The sequence below is a fragment of the Pectobacterium zantedeschiae genome (assembly GCF_004137795.1).
Classification (GTDB): Bacteria; Pseudomonadota; Gammaproteobacteria; order Enterobacterales; family Enterobacteriaceae; genus Pectobacterium; species Pectobacterium zantedeschiae.
Genome location: NZ_NWTM01000003.1, coordinates 56,831 through 74,173 on the forward strand (window position 1 = coordinate 56,831; position 17,343 = coordinate 74,173).

Consider the following 17,343-nt stretch of genomic DNA (forward strand, 5'->3'; position numbering starts at 1 on the left):
GTCATGGATAAGATGACCTACTCACGCCGCCGCTTCCTGCGCGACAGCACGCTGCTGGCGCTGTCAGCACCGTTCTGGAAACCTGCGATCGCCGCACCTTTCACTGCGGCCTCCAACCATGCTGGCGGGGCCGCACCGCAAGTCAGCCTGCACTGGTTGGACGGACAGGTGCCTCACGCCTTCAGTGGCGTAACCTGGGGCGTACCCTGGCCGCAGGGGGTCGTACGCAGCGATAGCGACTTCCAGTTACAGGGCACCCAGCAGCAGGTTTACGACCTGCAAAGCTGGCCGCTGGCACGCTGGCCGGACGGCTCGATTAAATGGTCGGCACATGCGTTGGGCGGCGACACGCCGCCACAAGACACACTCGTTCTCCGGCCGACAGCCAAAGCAGGCGTGCCATTGGGTGTCGGAATGGTCAGCGAGCACGATCGCGGCTGGACAATCGATACCGGCCATATTCGCTGCCTGATTCCACGCTCAGGCTCCCGCCTGATTGAAGAAATCTGGCGGGATAATCGTCTGGCGTTAACCAACAGCAGGCTGGTATTGCGCATGCAGCGAGGCGCCGAGACGGACAGTACGCTGACACAGGACACCTATCAGGGCGAGATCGACACGGTAACGGTGGAGCAAAGTGGGCCACAGCGCACAGTGATTGCGCTACGCGGTACACACCATACGCAGCAGCAGGGGGTTACGCGCATCCCCTTTGTTATCCGGCTGTATAGCTATGCGAATACCGACTCGCTGCGCGTGGTACACACCCTGATCTATGACAACGATGACGATCGGCTCAGCCTGAAAGGGCTTGGGTTAGCGTTCGACATTCCACTAGAGGGGGAGTTGCACGATCGACACGTACGCTTCGTCTCGGATCAAGGCGGACTCTTTCGTGAAGCGGTACGCGGCCTGAGCGGGTTACGTCGCGATCCCGGTGCTGCCGTTATCGCGGCACAGTTGGCCGGGCAGGCCACGCCGCCGATAGCAGAGTTTTCACCGGAGGTCAGCAAACGGCTGGATTATATCCCCGCGTTTGGCAGCTACCGCCTGACTCAGCATCATCCCGATGGATTCCAGATCCATAAACGCACCGCAGCCGGACAGGGTTGGCTGCTTTCAGCCACGGGCGAACGGGCAGCGGGCGTCGGCTATCTGGGCACGCCGAAAGGCGGCGTGGCGTTCGGCCTGCGCAATTTCTGGCAGAGTTACCCCGCCAGTCTGGAAATCGACAATGCCCACACCGACGTGGCGACCGTCACGCTCTGGCTGTGGTCACCGTGGGCAGAACCGATGGATATGCGCTTTTATCATGACGGGCTCGGTCAGGATAGCCATGACAAACAGCGCGAAGGGCTGGCGATAACCTATGAAGATTACGAGCCCGGTTTCGGCTCCGCCGTTGGCGTAGCACGCACCAGTGAACTGTTTATCGATATTCTGCCCGCGACGCCCGACGCAGAAAATCTGGTGAATCGAGCACGACGTATGCAGCAACCGCCGCTGCTGGTGGCGGATGCACAAGATCTGTACCGTGCGCAGGCGTTTGGATCGATGTGGGCACCGGCCTCTGCCACAACACCCGCCCGAACCAGTCTGGAGCAACAGTTGAGGGCATATTTCGACGCCTACCAGCAGGAGGTCGAACAGCGAAAATGGTATGGCTTCTGGGATTTCGGTGACGTCATGCATACCTATGACAGCGACCGTCACGTCTGGCGCTACGATGTGGGCGGCTACGCGTGGGATAACTCAGAACTGAGTACCGATCTGTGGCTCTGGTATTACTTCTTACATAGCGGACGCGCCGAGGTGTTTCATATGGCGGAAGCCATGACACGCCACACTGGTGAGGTCGATGTGCACCATTTGGGACGCTTTAGCCCGTTAGGATCTCGGCACAATGTCCGCCACTGGGGCGACAGCGCCAAACAGTTGCGTATTTCTACCGTCGCCAACCGCCGTTTTCTCTACTACCTCACCGCCGATGAGCGTATCGGGGAATTGATGGATGAACAGGTTGAAGCATTGCGCACGCTAAGCGCGGTGCTGCCCGGTCGCAAAATCGGCCAGACACATCCCGATAACCCAAACCATATCAGTCTGGGTTTCGGGACCGACTGGGGGGCCGTCGCTGCCGCGTGGCTCACCGCCTGGGAACGCCACGGCGATCCAGCGATGCGCGAACGCTTGCTAAACAGTATGCAAACGCTGGCCGCTCAGCCACACGGTTTTTTCACTGGCAGCGCAGCCATCGATCCCGATACCGGCAGATTTCTACCCGCGCCTGTGGGTAAGGTAGAAATCTCACACCTCAGTGCAGTATTTGGTCTGACAGAAATCTGTAGTGAGCTGGTTGAGGTGCTGCCCGATCCTGCCTTTAAACGCGCATGGCTCGACTACTGTCGACTGTATAACGATCCCATCGCGTTAAGTGCAGCCGTTGGTAAAACGGTGAAAAAACTCAACCTGGCTCAAGGTCATGCCCGACTGACCGCCTTTGCTGCACGACAGTTGAACGATCGTACGCTGGCGCAGCGCGCGTGGGTAGAATTTACCGCAGGCAGCGGCGGCATTGCCAACCCGATGCTCACGCAGAAACGCCTGACGCCCCCTGACGTGCTCTACCCCATCAACGAGCCGGTGATTAACTCCACCATTGATAAACATTCCGGCAGTACCACCGCGACCAATCTGGCGACCAACGCTGTTGCACAGTGGGGATTAACCGCCATCGCCCTACTTGCCGTGCTGGATGACATTCCTCCTTCTTCTTAAGGCCGCCCCCCGGCGGCACGTTACAGGACATCATCATGATTGACCCAAGCTGTACTGAAAACACGCTCCTTCTATCGCCGCAGGTAAACGGCACGCGTGACATCATCGGTTCCCCGCACCGTTCGGCGCTTATCTGGTCCACAGATTCCACCGGTCAGCCACTACAGTGGCAGGTGGAGCAGGAAGATCCTGACCGCACGGCGATCCAGACCACGCCTGAACGCCTAACGCTAGAGAGCGCCGCTGGGCTAACACTTTGGCTGGATGCTCCGCTTTCTGGCACCTATCGCATCGCCTTCACGCGGGAAATTCTGGTCGCAGAGCGCCCTTATGACCGTGTGTCCGATCTGAATCAGTTCTGGGCTGCACGCGACCTGCACCGCCCGAACCTGTTTACCCGGCACGGTAAGCTCAACGAATATGACAGCCTGAACTTGTACTATGTCGGAATGGGCGGCAACTGGAACAGCACCACGCGCTTTCGTTATTACGACGGTCATGGTGAGCGCCTGCTGCTTGGCGAATACACTGATGCTGCGCATCTGCTACGCCCTAATCATCGCTATCGCATCGTGATTGAAGTGGATCGGCAGGAAACGCGTTTCTGGGTCGATGATGTGCTCTATTTCCACGCGAGCTACCCGAATACGCCGGCTCCGGGCTATTTCGGTTTTCGGACGGTATTTTCACGTCAGGAAATCAGCGAGTTCAGCATCACTCCGCTGTAAGCGACGCAGGCGCGCCGTGCAGGTCACTATCGACCTGCACGAAAGTATCAATCAGCTTACGTGCCAGCAGAGACAGACGGGCATCCGCCAGATAAATAATGCCGTAATGGGTATAAAATTCGTCGGTGTTGTCGTCCAGACCCGCAATCTTCAACATATGAATGCCGTGCCGATCGGGCTCGTTGAAATGATTGGTCGTCCCGATAGCATCCGAATGGCGCACCACGTCCAGCAGACTATAGCCATTCTCACACTCAATACTGGTGCGAATATCCAGTTTACCGCTCAGTTGCACCAGTGCACGATGCAGGTTGGGTGGGCGGATCGTTGCTGCCAGCGGATAGGAAAAGAACTGCTCGACGGTAATCTCTTCCTGCGCCGCCAACGGGTGTCCGCTACGGCAGCAAAATCCCCAGCGATGCTGGCTCAGCGGCTGGACACGATAGCGGGTATCGAATTCAAAGTTACGCATGTCTGCCACGATGAAATCCAGTTCTTCGGCCATGAGCCGATGGCCCAGCGCCTGCCAGTTATCAACGCGAAAGACCATTCGTACCTTAGGGTACAGCCGAGAGAAAGCCCCGATCACCTGCGGCATCAGCCACGCGGCGGGTGCAGGACCGCAGCCAAAATTCACTTCGCCCGCCTCTTTCTCATTGAACTGCTGAATATCATTAAACAGGTCGTGTGTCTGATTAATCAAACGACGTGCGTGCTCCAGCACCACCAGCCCTTTCGGCGTCGGTTCCAATTGGTTCATGCGATCGATCAGGCGGGTGCCGATGGTCTGTTCCAGCGACTGGATGCTGCGGCTGAAAGCGGACTGTGACAGCTTCATCGCCTGTGCCGCCGACGTAAAATTGCGATGCTCAATCAGGGCAATAAAGTGGCGCAGTTGGCGAAGATCGATATTCATGGCAGCAATCGGCGTGTCATCAGGACGGAAGGAATTTGCAGGCTAGCAGGTCTGCTCGTGCAGAAAAAATAATAAAACCGATTTTTATATTCTTGCTGGTTATATATCTAAGGCGGTTGATGTAATGGGGGGAAGCAACGGAGATAGCATCTCCACTTAGTGCTGTCTCTTGATCATATGTTTTATATAGCCTGGGGAATAGTTTCGTGCGCGATAATGACGTTATTTTTATGCTACCTCGTAGCACGCGCCCGACACGGGACGGCTCAAACGCCGCTCGCCCCGTGACCCCAGGCTTTCGGCGGAAATTATGCCGCTGAAGCGGTGCCTTCGTCGATACCCAGCTTTACGGACCGCTTGCGACACGCTCCCTGCGTGGCGCAAGCTTGAGCCGCGTCCATGCGGCTCATCCTAAACTAGCTATCTCCTCAGCATAATTTTTTACGCCGGATAACGGCAAAACCAGCAAAACTTGTGTAGTCGCCATTCAGCGAAAACATCAACTTTCCTAGATCAGAACAGCTTTTTCGCCGTATCCAGCCAGTCGCCTTTGAAAGGACGCTTCATGTTCTCGATGGCGTCAACGATGTCGTGGTGCACCATTTTTTCATTCTGGATACCGACACAGCGACCACCGTAGCCCTGCTGAAGCAGTTCAATCGAATAGGCACCCATGCGGGAAGCCAAAATACGGTCGTACGCGACCGGCGAACCGCCGCGCTGAATGTGACCGAGTACGGTCGAACGGGTTTCGCGCCCGGTCTCTTTTTCAATGTATTTCGCCAGCTCATCGACGTCGCACACCAGCTCGGTGATTGCCACAATCGCGTGCTTTTTACCTTTCTCAATGCCAGCCTTAATTTCGCTAACCAGATCTTCCGGGCTGAACGGCACTTCCGGCAGGACGATAAATTCACAGCCACCTGCAATCGCGGCCGCCAGCGTCAGGTCACCACAGTGGCGTCCCATGACTTCAACAATGGAAATACGCTGGTGGGAAGAGGAGGTATCGCGCAGGCGGTCAATCGCCTCCAGCACGGTTTCCAGCGCGGTAAAGTAGCCGATCGTGTAGTCTGTACCCGCCACGTCATTATCGATCGTGCCCGGTAAACCGATACAGGGAAAACCCATTTCCGTCAGACGCTTGGCACCCATATAGGAACCGTCACCGCCGATAACGACCAGCGCATCCAGACCGCGTCTCTTCATGTTTTCCACACAAACCTGACGCACCGCTTCATCACGGAACTGTGGGAAACGTGCGGAACCAAGAAACGTACCACCCCGATTAATGACATCCGATACGCTGTAGCGATCCAACTGCTCCATGCGATCTTCGTACAAGCCCTGATAGCCATCATAAATGCCGTAAACTTCCAGACCTTCCGTTAGTGCAGCACGAACCACACCACGAATTGCCGCATTCATACCTGGTGCATCGCCACCGCTCGTCAACACTCCGATTCTTCTAATCATGACAACCTCTGGACTTGTAGATGTAATTTTGCAGGATTCTTCTATCGTAAATTCACCGCCGCCGTTAGGCAGGCAGCAACGCCTTATTCTTTTATTAGCATATTATAACAAACACCCGAAGCTGAATTGATTCAGGTCAGGCTAAATTGTGCATAAATTTTCATGACCTATCACGTTTTTAACATAAAATGCTGAAACACAGTCAACTACGCCGTCAACCGGCCACGCTGATTTTCCGGCACGGCAGAAACGGGATCCTGATGGATAATAATATCGGCACCCGGAAACTGTTTAAGTAACGCCTGCTCCAGCTCATCGGCGATCTGATGCGCCTCAGCCAGCGGCAGGGCGTCATCCATTTCCAGATGCAGTTGAATAAAGCGCGTCGGCCCAGAACGTCGGGTGCGCAACGCATGTGCGCCGCGAATCCCTGGCCAGTTCACAATCACCTCAGCGATAGCGCGATGCTCGTTATCCGGCAGTGCGCGATCCAGCAGTGACTGCACGGCGTCATACCCCATACGCAATGCGCTATATAAAATATAGCCGCCGATACCCAACGCAAACAGAGAATCGGCGCGCGTAATGCCTTTCCAACTGAGCGCCAGCGCCACCAGAATCGCGCCATTCATCAACAGGTCAGACTGATAATGCAGCATATCCGCCCGTACCGCCTGACTGTGCGTGCGCTTGACCACCCAGCGTTGGAACGACACCAGCAGCAGCGTAGCCACCAGCGCAATGAGCGTCACCCACATGCCCACTTCCGGCGCGTGCAGCGTCTGCGGCTCCAGCGAATGTTGTAGCCCCGTCAAGATCAGGAACAGCGCCGAACCGGAAATAAACATGCTCTGCGCCAGCGCCGCTAGCGATTCCGCCTTACCGTGGCCGAACGCATGCTCAGTATCTGCTGGCTGTAACGAATAGCGCACCACCAGCAGGTTCACCAACGAGGCGGCGATATCCACCAGCGAATCAACCAGCGATGCCAGCAGGCTGACCGAACCGGTATGCCACCAGGCGAATACTTTCATCACAAACAGTACCAGCGCAACAGCCGTTGCACTCACCGCCGCCAGCGTCACCAGACGCGCATAGTGTGGATTCATCATGCCCTCACAGAAAACAGATCGTCTGAGTCGTTGCCCACATTCAGTTCGTTAATGACGTTTTTAACACACGGGAATAGCGAACAAACGTAAAAATACAGCACACCGTCGCCAATATCGCCATCGCCGCGCCAATGTAGCCGATATCAGGCAGCCCCAGATGGACAATCACCTGATTACCAAGCAGCGCGCCGCCGCCGATCCCGATGTTATAAATCCCCGAATAGAGAGCCATCGCCACGTCGGTTGCATCCGATGCCAGCGTCAAGACTTTGACCTGCATGCCCAGACTCAGCGCCATAATGGCAATACCCCAGACGATGCACAGCGTCGACAGGCTCCAGCCGCTGAACGATAAGGGCAGCAATAGCAGCAAACACACTGCCAGAAACGTGAACGACACAATCAGGAAGCCCGCCGGATACTTGCTGCTGTAGCGGCTAAACAACATGCTGCCAATAATTCCGGCACCGCCAAAAATCAACAGCAGGATGGTCGTGAAATTTTCACTCAGCAACGCGACCTTCTGAATAAACGGCTCAATGTAACTGTAGGCGGTAAAATGCGCCGTTACGATCATGACGGTCAGACCATAGACGCACAGTAATGCCGGACGTTTAAGCAGCAGAGGCAAGCTCTTCAGCGAACCGGAGTTGCTGCTCGGCAACACAGGCAAGAGTTTCATCAGGCCCAGCATAATCACCGCAGCAATCAGGCCAATAAGGACAAACGTCACGCGCCAGCCCAGATACTGCCCGACGACACGCCCCAGCGGTAATCCTAGCACTAGCGCCAGCGCCGTCCCGGTCGCTAACAGGCTCAATGCCTGCGCTTTTTTATCCGCAGGCGCCAGACGCACCACCAACGATGCCGTAATCGACCAGAACACCGCATGAGACAGCGCCACACCGATCCGAGCCATGACAAGTACCCAATAATTCCAGGCCAGGCCAGACAACACATTACTGATGGCAAACAGGATAAAGATTTTGATCAGCAGGCTGCGTCGTTCCATATCGCTGGACAGCAGCATGCAGGGCAGCGACATCAGCCCGACCACCCAGGCATAAATCGTAATGATCAGCCCAACCTGCGCAGCGCTCATGGAAAAGCTGGCGGCAATGTCTGACAACAGCGCGACAGGGGCAAATTCAGCGGTGTTAAAAATGAATGCCGCCAGAGAAAGGCTGACGACGCGTAACCAGGCGGTCGAACGGGGAGAACGGGTCATGGTATTGATATCAAAAGTTAAAATAAAATAATGCGTCGCCCCCTGTCATAGCAGAGGCTAACGCGGTGAAGCAATGGTACAGGGAAAGTATGACATCACCATGTAATGGCGAGCGGCCAACGATGTTTCAGCGTGCTTTTATGAGGATGTCAGCCAAAAGCCTGAAGACAGGTAAGGGAACATTCATGAGCATCATTTTTGGTGCTCATATTCTACGCTTTACCACTCCCTTACGCTGTCTTTTTTCGTGCTTTTCTTACTCAGCTTTTATCCTGCTCTCTATCGAGAAAGCATGGACTGCATCAAGAGATTTCGTGGAGTACTTCGGGCTTGTTTACGCAACAAAACTGCCGCAGTGGGAGATCGTTAAACCTGTTTAATACGTTCATTAAGCGTTTCGACAATAAACGTATTCACTGACATCTGACGTTCAGCCGCCGCTATAGTCAGCCGTTCTCCGAACGATTCAGGATAACGGAGAGTGAACGTTTTCACCTTCTCTTCACGTTCGTAAGGTTCAATGCCATTTTCCTGACAATCTTCCAGATATTCACGTAGCGAAATTTCGCCCTCGTTTCTCAGCCCATGAATACTGTCAGCGACAAAATCACAGTAGCCGGATAAGCCAATAAACTTACCGCGAAACATACCGATTTCCGGTACGTAACTGATAATGGCCGGTTGGCCGGAAACAACCATCGTATTTGGTGTGTTAAGTGCTTTAGTCATGGTTTTACTCCTATACTTTCCAACCATTCACGCAGGTTAACCAATGCGCCTTTATCAGTATCCGGTGACGGGTGAGGACGATGGAACCGGGCGATACTTCCATTCAATAAAAAGCGTACCCGTGACCCGCTACCTTCCTTAATTTCACCACCTAACGCAGTAATGAGTGACTCAATATTTGACCATTTAACACCTGACAGCACGGGTGTCTTGAAAATTTGGCTCAGAGTTTCACGCTGCTTTTTTCGTAGACGGGCTATTTTTCCCTGCATTGCCGATTCCATGCTGTCATTTTTTGAAGTCATTATAGATATCACTTTTCTGAAGTCAAATAATGAAGTCAGAGTGCATTATCGACGTTAAAAAAGGCAAAAAAAAGCCCTCCATCATGGAGGGCAAAAAGACAGGGATGGTGTCTATGGCAAGGAAAAACAGGGTGTGTACCTACTACACATTACTACTCGGACTGCACTACGTTACGGCTTACTACACTAGCGTTACTACTCGGGATTCTCTGTCTCAGTCTGGTTTATCGTGCCTGATGATGGCGCGGCCATCTGATTAAACATTGATATCTGCTGCTGCATCTCTTTCATGCGTTGCTTATGCTTCAGATCTAAGATCTCTTTCTGAGCTGGCGTCAGCAGGTTATACATTTGGTTGCGCACTCGGGTCATCTGAATCTGACGCTCAATCTGCACACTCATCATTCGGGTTATCTGCGCTCGCACTGCCGCTTCATCAAAGGTTTCCGCCGTCACCAGCTTATGCATGGCTTTGATATCTTCGACATTAAACGTCGGTTTGTCCTGACGACTCTGGTGCATCAAATCACGCATTTGCTGACGTTGTTGCTCAGTCAGCCTCACGCCATCGAACATACCTTGCTGACCGGATGCCCCTTTTGTGGCGGAATCATCGATATGCCAGCCGCTCGCCGGGGCATCTCCACTTTCTGCTGCAAAGGCAGTAAAAGTGCCTAACATAAGCAGTGAAGCAAGAGATAAGGTTGCGAACTTTTGCATCAATAACTCTCCAGAGCGGTACGTCATTTTGTGAATCAATGAGCAGGAGTCTACGCATCTTGCTGCAAACATGCGTCAGAGGATGTAAAACTACGTAAAGTCATGGAATAGCGCTAATCTATGTCGTATTTTGCCCTTGGAGGTAGAGAAAACATGAATAAAATTCTGCTGGTTGATGACGATAGAGAGCTGACATCTTTATTGAAAGAGTTGCTCGAAATGGAAGGTTTTAACGTCGTTGTCGCCTACGACGGCGAGCAGGCGTTACAGGTATTAGATAACACCATTGACCTGTTATTACTGGATGTGATGATGCCGAAGAAAAACGGTATCGATACACTAAAAGAACTACGACAGCAGCATCAAACGCCGGTCATTATGTTGACCGCTCGCGGCAGTGAACTGGATCGCGTTCTGGGTCTGGAACTGGGTGCAGATGATTATCTGCCTAAGCCCTTTAACGACAGGGAACTGGTGGCGCGGATTCGCGCGATTCTCCGCCGTTCTAATTGGACCGATCAACAGCAGGCGGGTGATAACAGCGCGCCGACGCTGGAAGTCGATGGCCTGCGCCTGAACCCTGGACGGCAGGAAGCCAGCTTTGACGATATCGTGCTGGATCTGACAGGCACAGAATTCACGCTGCTCTACCTGCTGGCGCAGCGGCTCGGACAGGTGGTTTCACGCGAGCATTTGAGTCAGGAAGTACTGGGGAAACGGCTAACGCCATTTGACCGTGCAATCGACATGCATATCTCGAACTTGCGGCGTAAATTGCCAGAACGCAAGGACGGTTTGCCCTGGTTTAAAACGCTGCGTGGACGAGGCTACTTGATGGTATCGGCTGCATGATCAATAGTTTGACCGCACGTATCTTTGCCATTTTTTGGTTAACGCTGGCGCTGGTACTCATGCTGGTTCTGATGGTGCCCAAGCTGGACTCGCGCCAGCTTACCGCCTTGCTGGAAAACGAACAGCGGCAGGGCATCATGCTGGAACAGCACATTGAAGCAGACCTCGCCAACACGCCAGCCAACGATCTGCGTTGGTGGTTACGGCTATTTTGGGTGCTGGAAAAGTGGGCACCACCGGGGCAACGTCTTTTCCTTGTCACCAGCGAAGGCCGAATCTTTGGCGCAGAGAAACATGAAACGCCGATTGTGCGTAATTTTATCGGGCTGTCTGATAACGCCGATCACCCGCAAAAGAAAAATTATGGCCGCATTGAGCTTCTCGGTCCTTTTGCAATCCGCGATGGTGATGACAACTACCAGCTTTATCTGATTCGTCCTGCCAGCAGTCCACAGTCCGATTTCATTAGCCTGCTGTTTGACCGTCCTTTGCTGCTGCTGATCTTCACCATGCTGATCAGTTCACCACTGTTGCTCTGGCTCGCCTGGAGCTTGGCAAAACCCGCGCGTAAGCTCAAACATGCTGCTGACGAAGTCGCTAAAGGTAACTTACGCCAGCATCCTGAGTTAGAGTCCGGCCCGCAGGAGTTTCTAGCTACGGGCGTCAGCTTTAACCAGATGGTCAGTGCGCTGGAACGGATGGTTACCGCACAGCAACGTCTGCTGTCGGATATCTCTCATGAGCTGCGCACGCCGCTGACGCGCTTGCAACTGGCGACGGCGCTGCTGCGTCGGCGTCAGGGCGAAGGCAATGAGCTGAATCGCATTGAGACGGAAACGCAGCGACTCGACAGCATGATTAACGATCTGCTGGTGCTCTCACGTAATCAACACAAGAACGAGCTAACCCGTGAGTTCCTGCGTGCCGATGAATTATGGGGCAATGTGCTGGACGATGCCGCCTTTGAAGCCGAGCAAATGGGCAAAACGCTGGAAGTGCCTTACCCTCCGGGGCCGTGGACACTCTTTGGCAACCCTGCTTCACTCGACAGTGCGTTGGAAAATATCGTGCGCAACGCGCTACGTTATTCCCACAACCACATCGAAGTGGCTTTCTCCGTAGATAATCAGGGCATCACCATCAAAGTGGATGACGATGGCCCCGGCGTTAGCCCGGAAGATCGCGAGCAGATTTTCCGCCCCTTCTACCGTACGGATGAAGCGCGCGATCGCGCATCCGGCGGAAGTGGTTTGGGGCTCGCCATCGTGGAAACTGCCATTATGCAGCACAAAGGCTGGGTAAAAGCGGAGGACAGTCCATTAGGTGGGTTACGCTTAATCATCTGGCTGCCGCTGCATCAACGGTAAATCGGACAGGTTCTTCCCCCCACCGCCGACATCCCCTCGACAACTCACATTCAGGTGCCCGATAGGGCACCTGCCATTTTCTGTAGTGGGCCGAGTAGCGTAGCCAACACACATGCAGCTTGAAGTATTACGGATATACACTGGATTGCGTTTTTTACGCGATTGCGTAGAGTGATCCCACTCATGCCGAAAACAGGCAAGACCCGTGTTGAATGAAGGATACTAACCATGAAAGGAGTAACGCTGCTGGCTGGCGTACTGACCGCATTAATGAGCAGTCAGGCATTCAGTTCCAGCGATGGAGTGTGCGGCTTTTCCGACTCGGAATGTGGCGTATCCGCCCTACCCTATTTGCAGCCAGGCAACGACACACGTGCTAACCTGATGCTGCTGCAAAGCCGTCTCCACAACATGTCGCTTCCGTTACCCCATCCTTTACCCGATCAAACGCGTTCACGTATCGACCCTTTCACGGCCTACCGGGTAATGGGGATTGCGGCCACGGAAATACCTCAGACATCAGAGGCAGGAGAAGACGTCACGGCTGATGCACCTTATCTCTCGACGCTCAACAAAGCGAAGCAACTGAACCTTCCTTTGTCCATTCAGAGCACGCTCTCCACGTTTTCACCTGACGACAACGAAGGACGGCATATTTCCAATGCGCTCTCCACATTGGAAGCGTTTTTTGACGTCCTGTTGGCAGACAAACAGCTCACCGAGGAGCAGCGCACGCTGCTGGCACACCAGCGGGTGAACCTCCTCAATCCACTGTATACCAAAGAGGCGCTGAACGAGGGTCTTGCAAGACTGCCGGACGCAGGGCATGCCGGCGCACTTATGCAATATTTGTTCGCGGTTCTGGCGTTCTATCAGGGTCACTTTGATGAGGCGGAAAGCGGTTTTCAGGCGTTGGTATCATCACCACAGCCCTGGGTAGCCGAAACTTCACGCTATATGCTGATTCGCGTGGCAATCAATAAAGCCATGGAGAACGCGCTTGATGAATACAACATGTTCGATGCCAGCAAAGCCGATAAGGCTGCTGCACAGCTGGCTATTCAGCATATTGGCGACTATCTGAAACAGTATCCAGACGGGCAATACATCGAGTCCGCTAACGGACTGTATCGCCGTGCTTACTGGATAATGGACGATGTGAATGCCCTAGCGAAAACGTACCAACATGAGCTGGACAACACCTCCGACGTCGAAGCCCTGCTTGAGTTGAGTGATGAGATCGACAACAAGCTGCTGGAAAATAGGCTGTTCACCAGCGCACCGGGCAGCGCGCCGTTGACGATGGTGCAAGATCTCAAGCGTTTGCGTTCCGATGAGGGATGGATGGCATTACCCGCATTATCCACCGATGAGCTGGCCGCGCAGAAACCGCTGTTTGAGCAAGACAATATGAAGGAAGCATTCAGCTACCTTCAGGCAGCACAGCTGTTTTATGGTCAAAATGATTACACTGCCGTGGTTAACAGCGTTCCTGCAACACAGACGAACGACCTGACAGATACCGTGCGTTTCAGCCTGCAAGTATTACGCGGTCGAGCACTGGTGCGTTTGGAGCGCTGGGATGAAGCCGAGGCGCACTGGCGCCAGCTGTTAACACGCAATATGGGATATAGCCAAAATCAGTTCCTACAGCTGGCACTGGCGGAAACGTTGGTCAAAGCGGGACACCCGGAGCGTATCTTTGCCGCCGACAGCCCAGTGAAGAATCTTCGTTTTCGTTCTGCGGTGCTGAAAACCAGCGCCAACGCCGATCTGCTCCGTCAGCAAACTGGCTCACAGCAAACCCATGAAGAACGAGCTATCGCGCTGCATACGCTGTTAACCAAATCGTTGACCCACGGTGATTACGCCAGCTATCTCAAAGATGTTCAGTTGAGAAAAGACATCGCGCCGCTGGTCAGCAGCGAAAATCAAAGCTGGAATCAGGAAGACCTAACAGCCTTTGATTGGGATGGCAGCGACACCGAGGAAGGCTACCAATGTCCGGTACTGGATAATGTGGTCACGACGCTGAATCAACGTCCCAATGACGCCCGTGCAATTAACTGCCTCGGCGAGTTTTTCCTACGCACCAATAACAGCGTGGGTTTCGACTGGGGTGAAAGCAGCATGTTGAGCGGACTCACCAACGCGCCAACGCAATTCGTCGGCACCGAATATAACCGGCTGGATGGTTATATGAAGGTGATTGCCGATCCGAAAGCGCCACCGGAAGACAAAACCTATGCCCTGTATCGCGCAGTCTACTGCTATGCACCGAGTGGCTATAACGACTGCGGTCCACAGGAAATCAGCAAGGCAACCCGCAAAGCCTGGTTTACTCAACTGAAAACCAAATACAAAGGCAGCGTGTGGGCAGACAAGCTCGATTATTACTGGTAACGCCATTAATGGTGCTGGCAGGCCTGCTCTCGTTCTGTACGCAGGCCATTTCCGTTAACGCCGAACCTTCAACCGTCAACGCGGCACATCCCGTCGTCGATGCAACACACTATCAGGATTTCTGGCTGTGGGCGGCCGTGCGACCACAGCCGATCCTACATCAGGCACAGACGCTGTACCTGCATCAGGGAGAAATCGCCCGCCGTCAGGGCAAGGTCGTTTTCCTGCGTCAGGGGATTCCCCCCAGCCAACTGCGCGTTAACCGCATCTGGCTGGCTTTCCGTATGACCACGCTGGAGCTTTCCGATCGCCACCTGAACCGGATGCTAAAGTTACGGGAAAAGTGGCAGCGCCACGGTAATCACGTTGCCGGCATTCAGATCGATTTTGACGCGAAAAGCTATCAGTTAGCTGGCTATGTCGCATTTTTGACGCAATTGCGCGAGCGTTTACCCGAAGATTGTCAGCTCAGCATTACCGGGTTGCTCGATTGGTCGAAAACGGGGGATGTCACCGCGTTGAATCGCTTGCAGGGCAAGCTAGATGAGGTAGTGGTGCAAACCTATCAAGGGCGCAACACCATTACCAACTACGCCGAGTACCTGCCTGCCCTGATGAAGCTAACGCTTCCTTTCCGGCTAGGGCTGGTACAAAACGGCAAGTGGGAACAACAGTGGCAGCAGCGCCTTGCCACTTCACCCTATTATCGCGGAGAAGTGGTGTTTTTGGTGAACCCGCCCACGAAGAAATCGCTATCGCACAGCAGTAAAGCTGAGTGACTATATGTAACTACAGATAATTACAGGCAACCGCCGAAGCCATTTTGCCGCCAGGCTTCATAGCTGATGATCGCCACCGCATTCGACAGATTCAGGCTGCGATTGTTGGACTGCATGGGGATGCGGATACGGAAATCCGACTCAAAGCCGTTGCGAATCTCGTCTGGCAGGCCGGACGTTTCCGATCCAAACAGCAAGACATCACCTGGTTGATAGGCTGGCTGGTCATAGGGGCGGCTGCCTTTGGTGGTACAGGCGAAGATGCGTTTGCCAGGAACCGCGGCCAGAAAATCCTGATAATTTTTATGACGGCTGACGTTCGCCAGATCGTGATAATCCAGCCCCGCACGGCGTAGTTTTTTCTCTTCAAAATCAAACCCCAGCGGTTCAATCAAATGAAGCGTACAGCCGTTGTTAGCCGCCAGGCGGATAATATTGCCGGTGTTTGGTGCAATTTGAGGCTCATAGAGCGCGATATGGAACATGAGATAGCGTTAACCATGAAGAAAAATTCCGCCGCAGTATAGCGCATTCCCATCACGTGCCCAAAAGCAAGGCGCACAGGAATGCGGATTACTCTGCACGACGTTTTCATCCACAGCGATTACACTTAATGAAACACATCAGGAAAGTATGCTGATGAAAACACGATACGGGCATACAGCCTGTGTGGAGGTTTAATGAAACACCCTAAGACATTATTAGCCTGTGCCGCTCTGTTCTGCCTGCCACTTCTGGCGAGCGCCAATACAACGCAAGCGCCCACGCCTCAGCAGCAGTTTGAAAGTGGTATCAGCAGTCAGAAACAGTTGCAGCAGAATATGCAGCAAAGCCAGAAGTTGCAGCAACAGCAGTTGAATCAGCAACTTCAGCAGCGTAATCAGCAGTTGCAACAACAACGCCAACAACAGCTACAGAAAGATTTACAGCGGTCGCAGAGAACCCCACCGCCAGCTCAACAGAACCCCTGAGGCTGCTGCGGCCTTATAACCGCACTCCCATCAGCGTCAGAATCAACGGCGTGGTTAATGCCGCCATTGCCGTTGATAGCAACAGACTCGATGCCACCGGGCCGCCCAGCACACCAAACTGGCGCGACATCAGATAGACGTTGACGCCCACGGCCATTGACCCTAGCAGCACGACCGCACGCGTCTCCATTTCCGGCAGGCCGAGTGCGACAGCAATCCCCCAGATCACCAGTGGTTGAACCAGCAGCTTAATGGTACAAATCGCCGTGCTAATCTGCCAGCCGTCACGCACGCGGTATTCCGCCAACCCCATCCCCAACGCCACCAGCGACAGCGGAGCAGCAATCTGCCCCAGCATGGCAAGCGGCTGATCGACATACGAAGGCAGCGGTAGACCAGTCAGGCTGAATACCGTACCGGACAGAATGCCAATAATCAGCGGGTTCTTCAGCACGCCTAGTGCAGTTTTGGTAAAGCCCTGTAGCGACAGCGCACCGTTACGCGCCCATTCCACCGACACCGTTACCAGCGTCCACAAAATAAGCCCGTTAAACACCACCACCAGCGCGACGGATGGGATCGCCTCTTCACCCAACATCAGCGTGGCAATCGGCAACCCCAGCATCACGTTGTTGGAGAAGATGCCGCTCAGCGCAAACAACGAACCGGATACGCCATCGAGATGAAAGACCTTACGCGCCACAATGCGACCGAGGACAAACACCAGCAGGCAACCGCCGAAAAAGGCGATCAGCAGCCGGGCATCCACCACCGGGCGTGTGGAGAAATCCGACATCAGGCGGAATAGCATCGCAGGCATTGCCACGGAGAAGACAAAGCGCGTCATGCCGTCGGTGACGGTGGTCGGCCATTTACCGTAGCGAATCAGGCTATAGCCGAGCGCGATAAGAACAAAAAGGGGTAACGACAGAAAAATCTGGTGCCAAAGCGAAACAATAAATGCGGGCATGAAGCCTCT

General features: G+C 54.0%; 16 protein-coding genes. 7 read left to right on the top strand and 9 right to left on the bottom strand.

Features of this window, described 5'->3' with window-relative positions; genetic code table 11:
- The first annotated feature begins 3 nt into the window (after positions 1–3).
- Positions 4–2,778, top strand: coding sequence for an exo-rhamnogalacturonan lyase family protein (locus CLR69_RS17585; protein ID WP_129713002.1), 2,775 nt, complete (start codon positions 4–6; stop codon positions 2,776–2,778).
- A gap of 35 nt (positions 2,779–2,813) precedes the next feature.
- Entirely contained in the window at positions 2,814–3,506 is a 693-nt protein-coding gene (locus CLR69_RS17590) for a DUF6250 domain-containing protein (protein ID WP_129713001.1), read from the top strand.
- On the opposite strand, the gene CLR69_RS17595 is transcribed toward CLR69_RS17590, so the two are convergent.
- The 7 genes from CLR69_RS17595 to cpxP form a co-directional block, all read right to left on the bottom strand.
- Positions 3,493–4,422: a LysR family transcriptional regulator gene (locus CLR69_RS17595; protein ID WP_113627050.1), complete on the bottom strand. Its 930-nt coding sequence runs from the start codon at positions 4,420–4,422 to the stop codon at positions 3,493–3,495. The two genes, CLR69_RS17590 and CLR69_RS17595, sit on opposite strands and share 14 nt — an antisense overlap.
- 513 nt (positions 4,423–4,935) lie before the next feature.
- A complete protein-coding gene (gene pfkA / locus CLR69_RS17600; RefSeq protein ID WP_129713000.1) occupies positions 4,936–5,898 on the bottom strand; it encodes a 6-phosphofructokinase in 963 nt (320 codons plus the stop codon).
- Positions 5,899–6,104: 206 nt separating this feature from the next.
- Complete coding sequence (gene fieF / locus CLR69_RS17605) at positions 6,105–7,007, bottom strand: CDF family cation-efflux transporter FieF (RefSeq protein ID WP_129712999.1); 903 nt, start codon at positions 7,005–7,007, stop codon at positions 6,105–6,107.
- Positions 7,008–7,050: 43 nt separating this feature from the next.
- Complete coding sequence (locus tag CLR69_RS17610; protein WP_129707298.1) at positions 7,051–8,238, bottom strand: sugar transporter; 1,188 nt, start codon at positions 8,236–8,238, stop codon at positions 7,051–7,053.
- A gap of 366 nt (positions 8,239–8,604) precedes the next feature.
- Positions 8,605–8,967, bottom strand: a complete 363-nt coding sequence (locus tag CLR69_RS17615) for a type II toxin-antitoxin system HicB family antitoxin (RefSeq protein WP_129707300.1) — start codon at positions 8,965–8,967, stop codon at positions 8,605–8,607.
- Positions 8,964–9,239 (bottom strand): type II toxin-antitoxin system HicA family toxin, encoded by a 276-nt coding sequence (locus CLR69_RS17620; protein ID WP_129707668.1) that lies wholly within the window; start codon positions 9,237–9,239, stop codon positions 8,964–8,966. The genes CLR69_RS17615 and CLR69_RS17620 overlap by 4 nt, the downstream gene beginning before the upstream one ends.
- Positions 9,240–9,467: 228 nt before the next feature.
- Positions 9,468–9,992, bottom strand: a complete 525-nt coding sequence (gene cpxP, locus CLR69_RS17625; protein WP_129712998.1) for a cell-envelope stress modulator CpxP — start codon at positions 9,990–9,992, stop codon at positions 9,468–9,470.
- A 153-nt stretch (positions 9,993–10,145) separates the two neighbouring features.
- Here cpxP and cpxR point away from each other — a divergent pair, with 153 nt between their 5' ends.
- From cpxR to CLR69_RS17645, 4 genes are all read left to right on the top strand, one after another.
- On the top strand, positions 10,146–10,844 hold the full coding sequence (gene cpxR / locus CLR69_RS17630) for an envelope stress response regulator transcription factor CpxR (RefSeq protein ID WP_012772878.1): 699 nt from the start codon (positions 10,146–10,148) through the stop codon (positions 10,842–10,844).
- Positions 10,841–12,211 carry an envelope stress sensor histidine kinase CpxA gene (gene cpxA / locus CLR69_RS17635; protein ID WP_129712997.1) on the top strand — a complete coding sequence of 457 codons (1,371 nt, stop codon included), beginning with the start codon at positions 10,841–10,843 and terminating at the stop codon, positions 12,209–12,211. The genes cpxR and cpxA overlap by 4 nt, the downstream gene beginning before the upstream one ends.
- A gap of 228 nt (positions 12,212–12,439) precedes the next feature.
- Complete coding sequence (locus CLR69_RS17640) at positions 12,440–14,614, top strand: PA5441 family protein (protein ID WP_129712996.1); 2,175 nt, start codon at positions 12,440–12,442, stop codon at positions 14,612–14,614.
- Complete coding sequence (locus tag CLR69_RS17645; RefSeq protein WP_129712995.1) at positions 14,584–15,393, top strand: DUF3142 domain-containing protein; 810 nt, start codon at positions 14,584–14,586, stop codon at positions 15,391–15,393. Before CLR69_RS17640 ends, CLR69_RS17645 begins: the two co-directional genes overlap by 31 nt.
- A 20-nt stretch (positions 15,394–15,413) precedes the next feature.
- On the opposite strand, the gene CLR69_RS17650 is transcribed toward CLR69_RS17645, so the two are convergent.
- Entirely contained in the window at positions 15,414–15,878 is a 465-nt protein-coding gene (locus tag CLR69_RS17650) for a tRNA (cytidine(34)-2'-O)-methyltransferase (RefSeq protein WP_012772875.1), read from the bottom strand.
- 195 nt (positions 15,879–16,073) lie between these two features.
- Between CLR69_RS17650 and CLR69_RS17655 the strand changes: the two genes are divergently transcribed.
- Positions 16,074–16,364: a hypothetical protein gene (locus CLR69_RS17655; protein ID WP_129707315.1), complete on the top strand. Its 291-nt coding sequence runs from the start codon at positions 16,074–16,076 to the stop codon at positions 16,362–16,364.
- Between the two features lie 13 nt (positions 16,365–16,377).
- Here the strand turns inward: CLR69_RS17655 and CLR69_RS17660 are convergent, their stop codons facing one another.
- Positions 16,378–17,334, bottom strand: coding sequence for an AEC family transporter (locus CLR69_RS17660; RefSeq protein WP_129712994.1), 957 nt, complete (start codon positions 17,332–17,334; stop codon positions 16,378–16,380).
- Positions 17,335–17,343: the final 9 nt, after the last annotated feature.

Coding starts and splice junctions, on each gene's coding strand:
- CLR69_RS17590 (WP_129713001.1), top strand. CDS start 2,814: ATGATTGACCCAAGCTGTACTGAAAACACGCTCCTTCTATCGCCGCAG.
- CLR69_RS17615 (WP_129707300.1), bottom strand. CDS start 8,967: ATGACTAAAGCACTTAACACACCAAATACGATGGTTGTTTCCGGCCAA.
- fieF (WP_129712999.1), bottom strand. CDS start 7,007: ATGAATCCACACTATGCGCGTCTGGTGACGCTGGCGGCGGTGAGTGCA.
- CLR69_RS17655 (WP_129707315.1), top strand. CDS start 16,074: ATGAAACACCCTAAGACATTATTAGCCTGTGCCGCTCTGTTCTGCCTG.
- CLR69_RS17585 (WP_129713002.1), top strand. CDS start 4: ATGGATAAGATGACCTACTCACGCCGCCGCTTCCTGCGCGACAGCACG.
- pfkA (WP_129713000.1), bottom strand. CDS start 5,898: ATGATTAGAAGAATCGGAGTGTTGACGAGCGGTGGCGATGCACCAGGT.
- cpxA (WP_129712997.1), top strand. CDS start 10,841: ATGATCAATAGTTTGACCGCACGTATCTTTGCCATTTTTTGGTTAACG.
- CLR69_RS17595 (WP_113627050.1), bottom strand. CDS start 4,422: ATGAATATCGATCTTCGCCAACTGCGCCACTTTATTGCCCTGATTGAG.
- CLR69_RS17640 (WP_129712996.1), top strand. CDS start 12,440: ATGAAAGGAGTAACGCTGCTGGCTGGCGTACTGACCGCATTAATGAGC.
- cpxR (WP_012772878.1), top strand. CDS start 10,146: ATGAATAAAATTCTGCTGGTTGATGACGATAGAGAGCTGACATCTTTA.
- cpxP (WP_129712998.1), bottom strand. CDS start 9,992: ATGCAAAAGTTCGCAACCTTATCTCTTGCTTCACTGCTTATGTTAGGC.
- CLR69_RS17650 (WP_012772875.1), bottom strand. CDS start 15,878: ATGTTCCATATCGCGCTCTATGAGCCTCAAATTGCACCAAACACCGGC.
- CLR69_RS17610 (WP_129707298.1), bottom strand. CDS start 8,238: ATGACCCGTTCTCCCCGTTCGACCGCCTGGTTACGCGTCGTCAGCCTT.
- CLR69_RS17660 (WP_129712994.1), bottom strand. CDS start 17,334: ATGCCCGCATTTATTGTTTCGCTTTGGCACCAGATTTTTCTGTCGTTA.
- CLR69_RS17620 (WP_129707668.1), bottom strand. CDS start 9,239: ATGCAGGGAAAAATAGCCCGTCTACGAAAAAAGCAGCGTGAAACTCTG.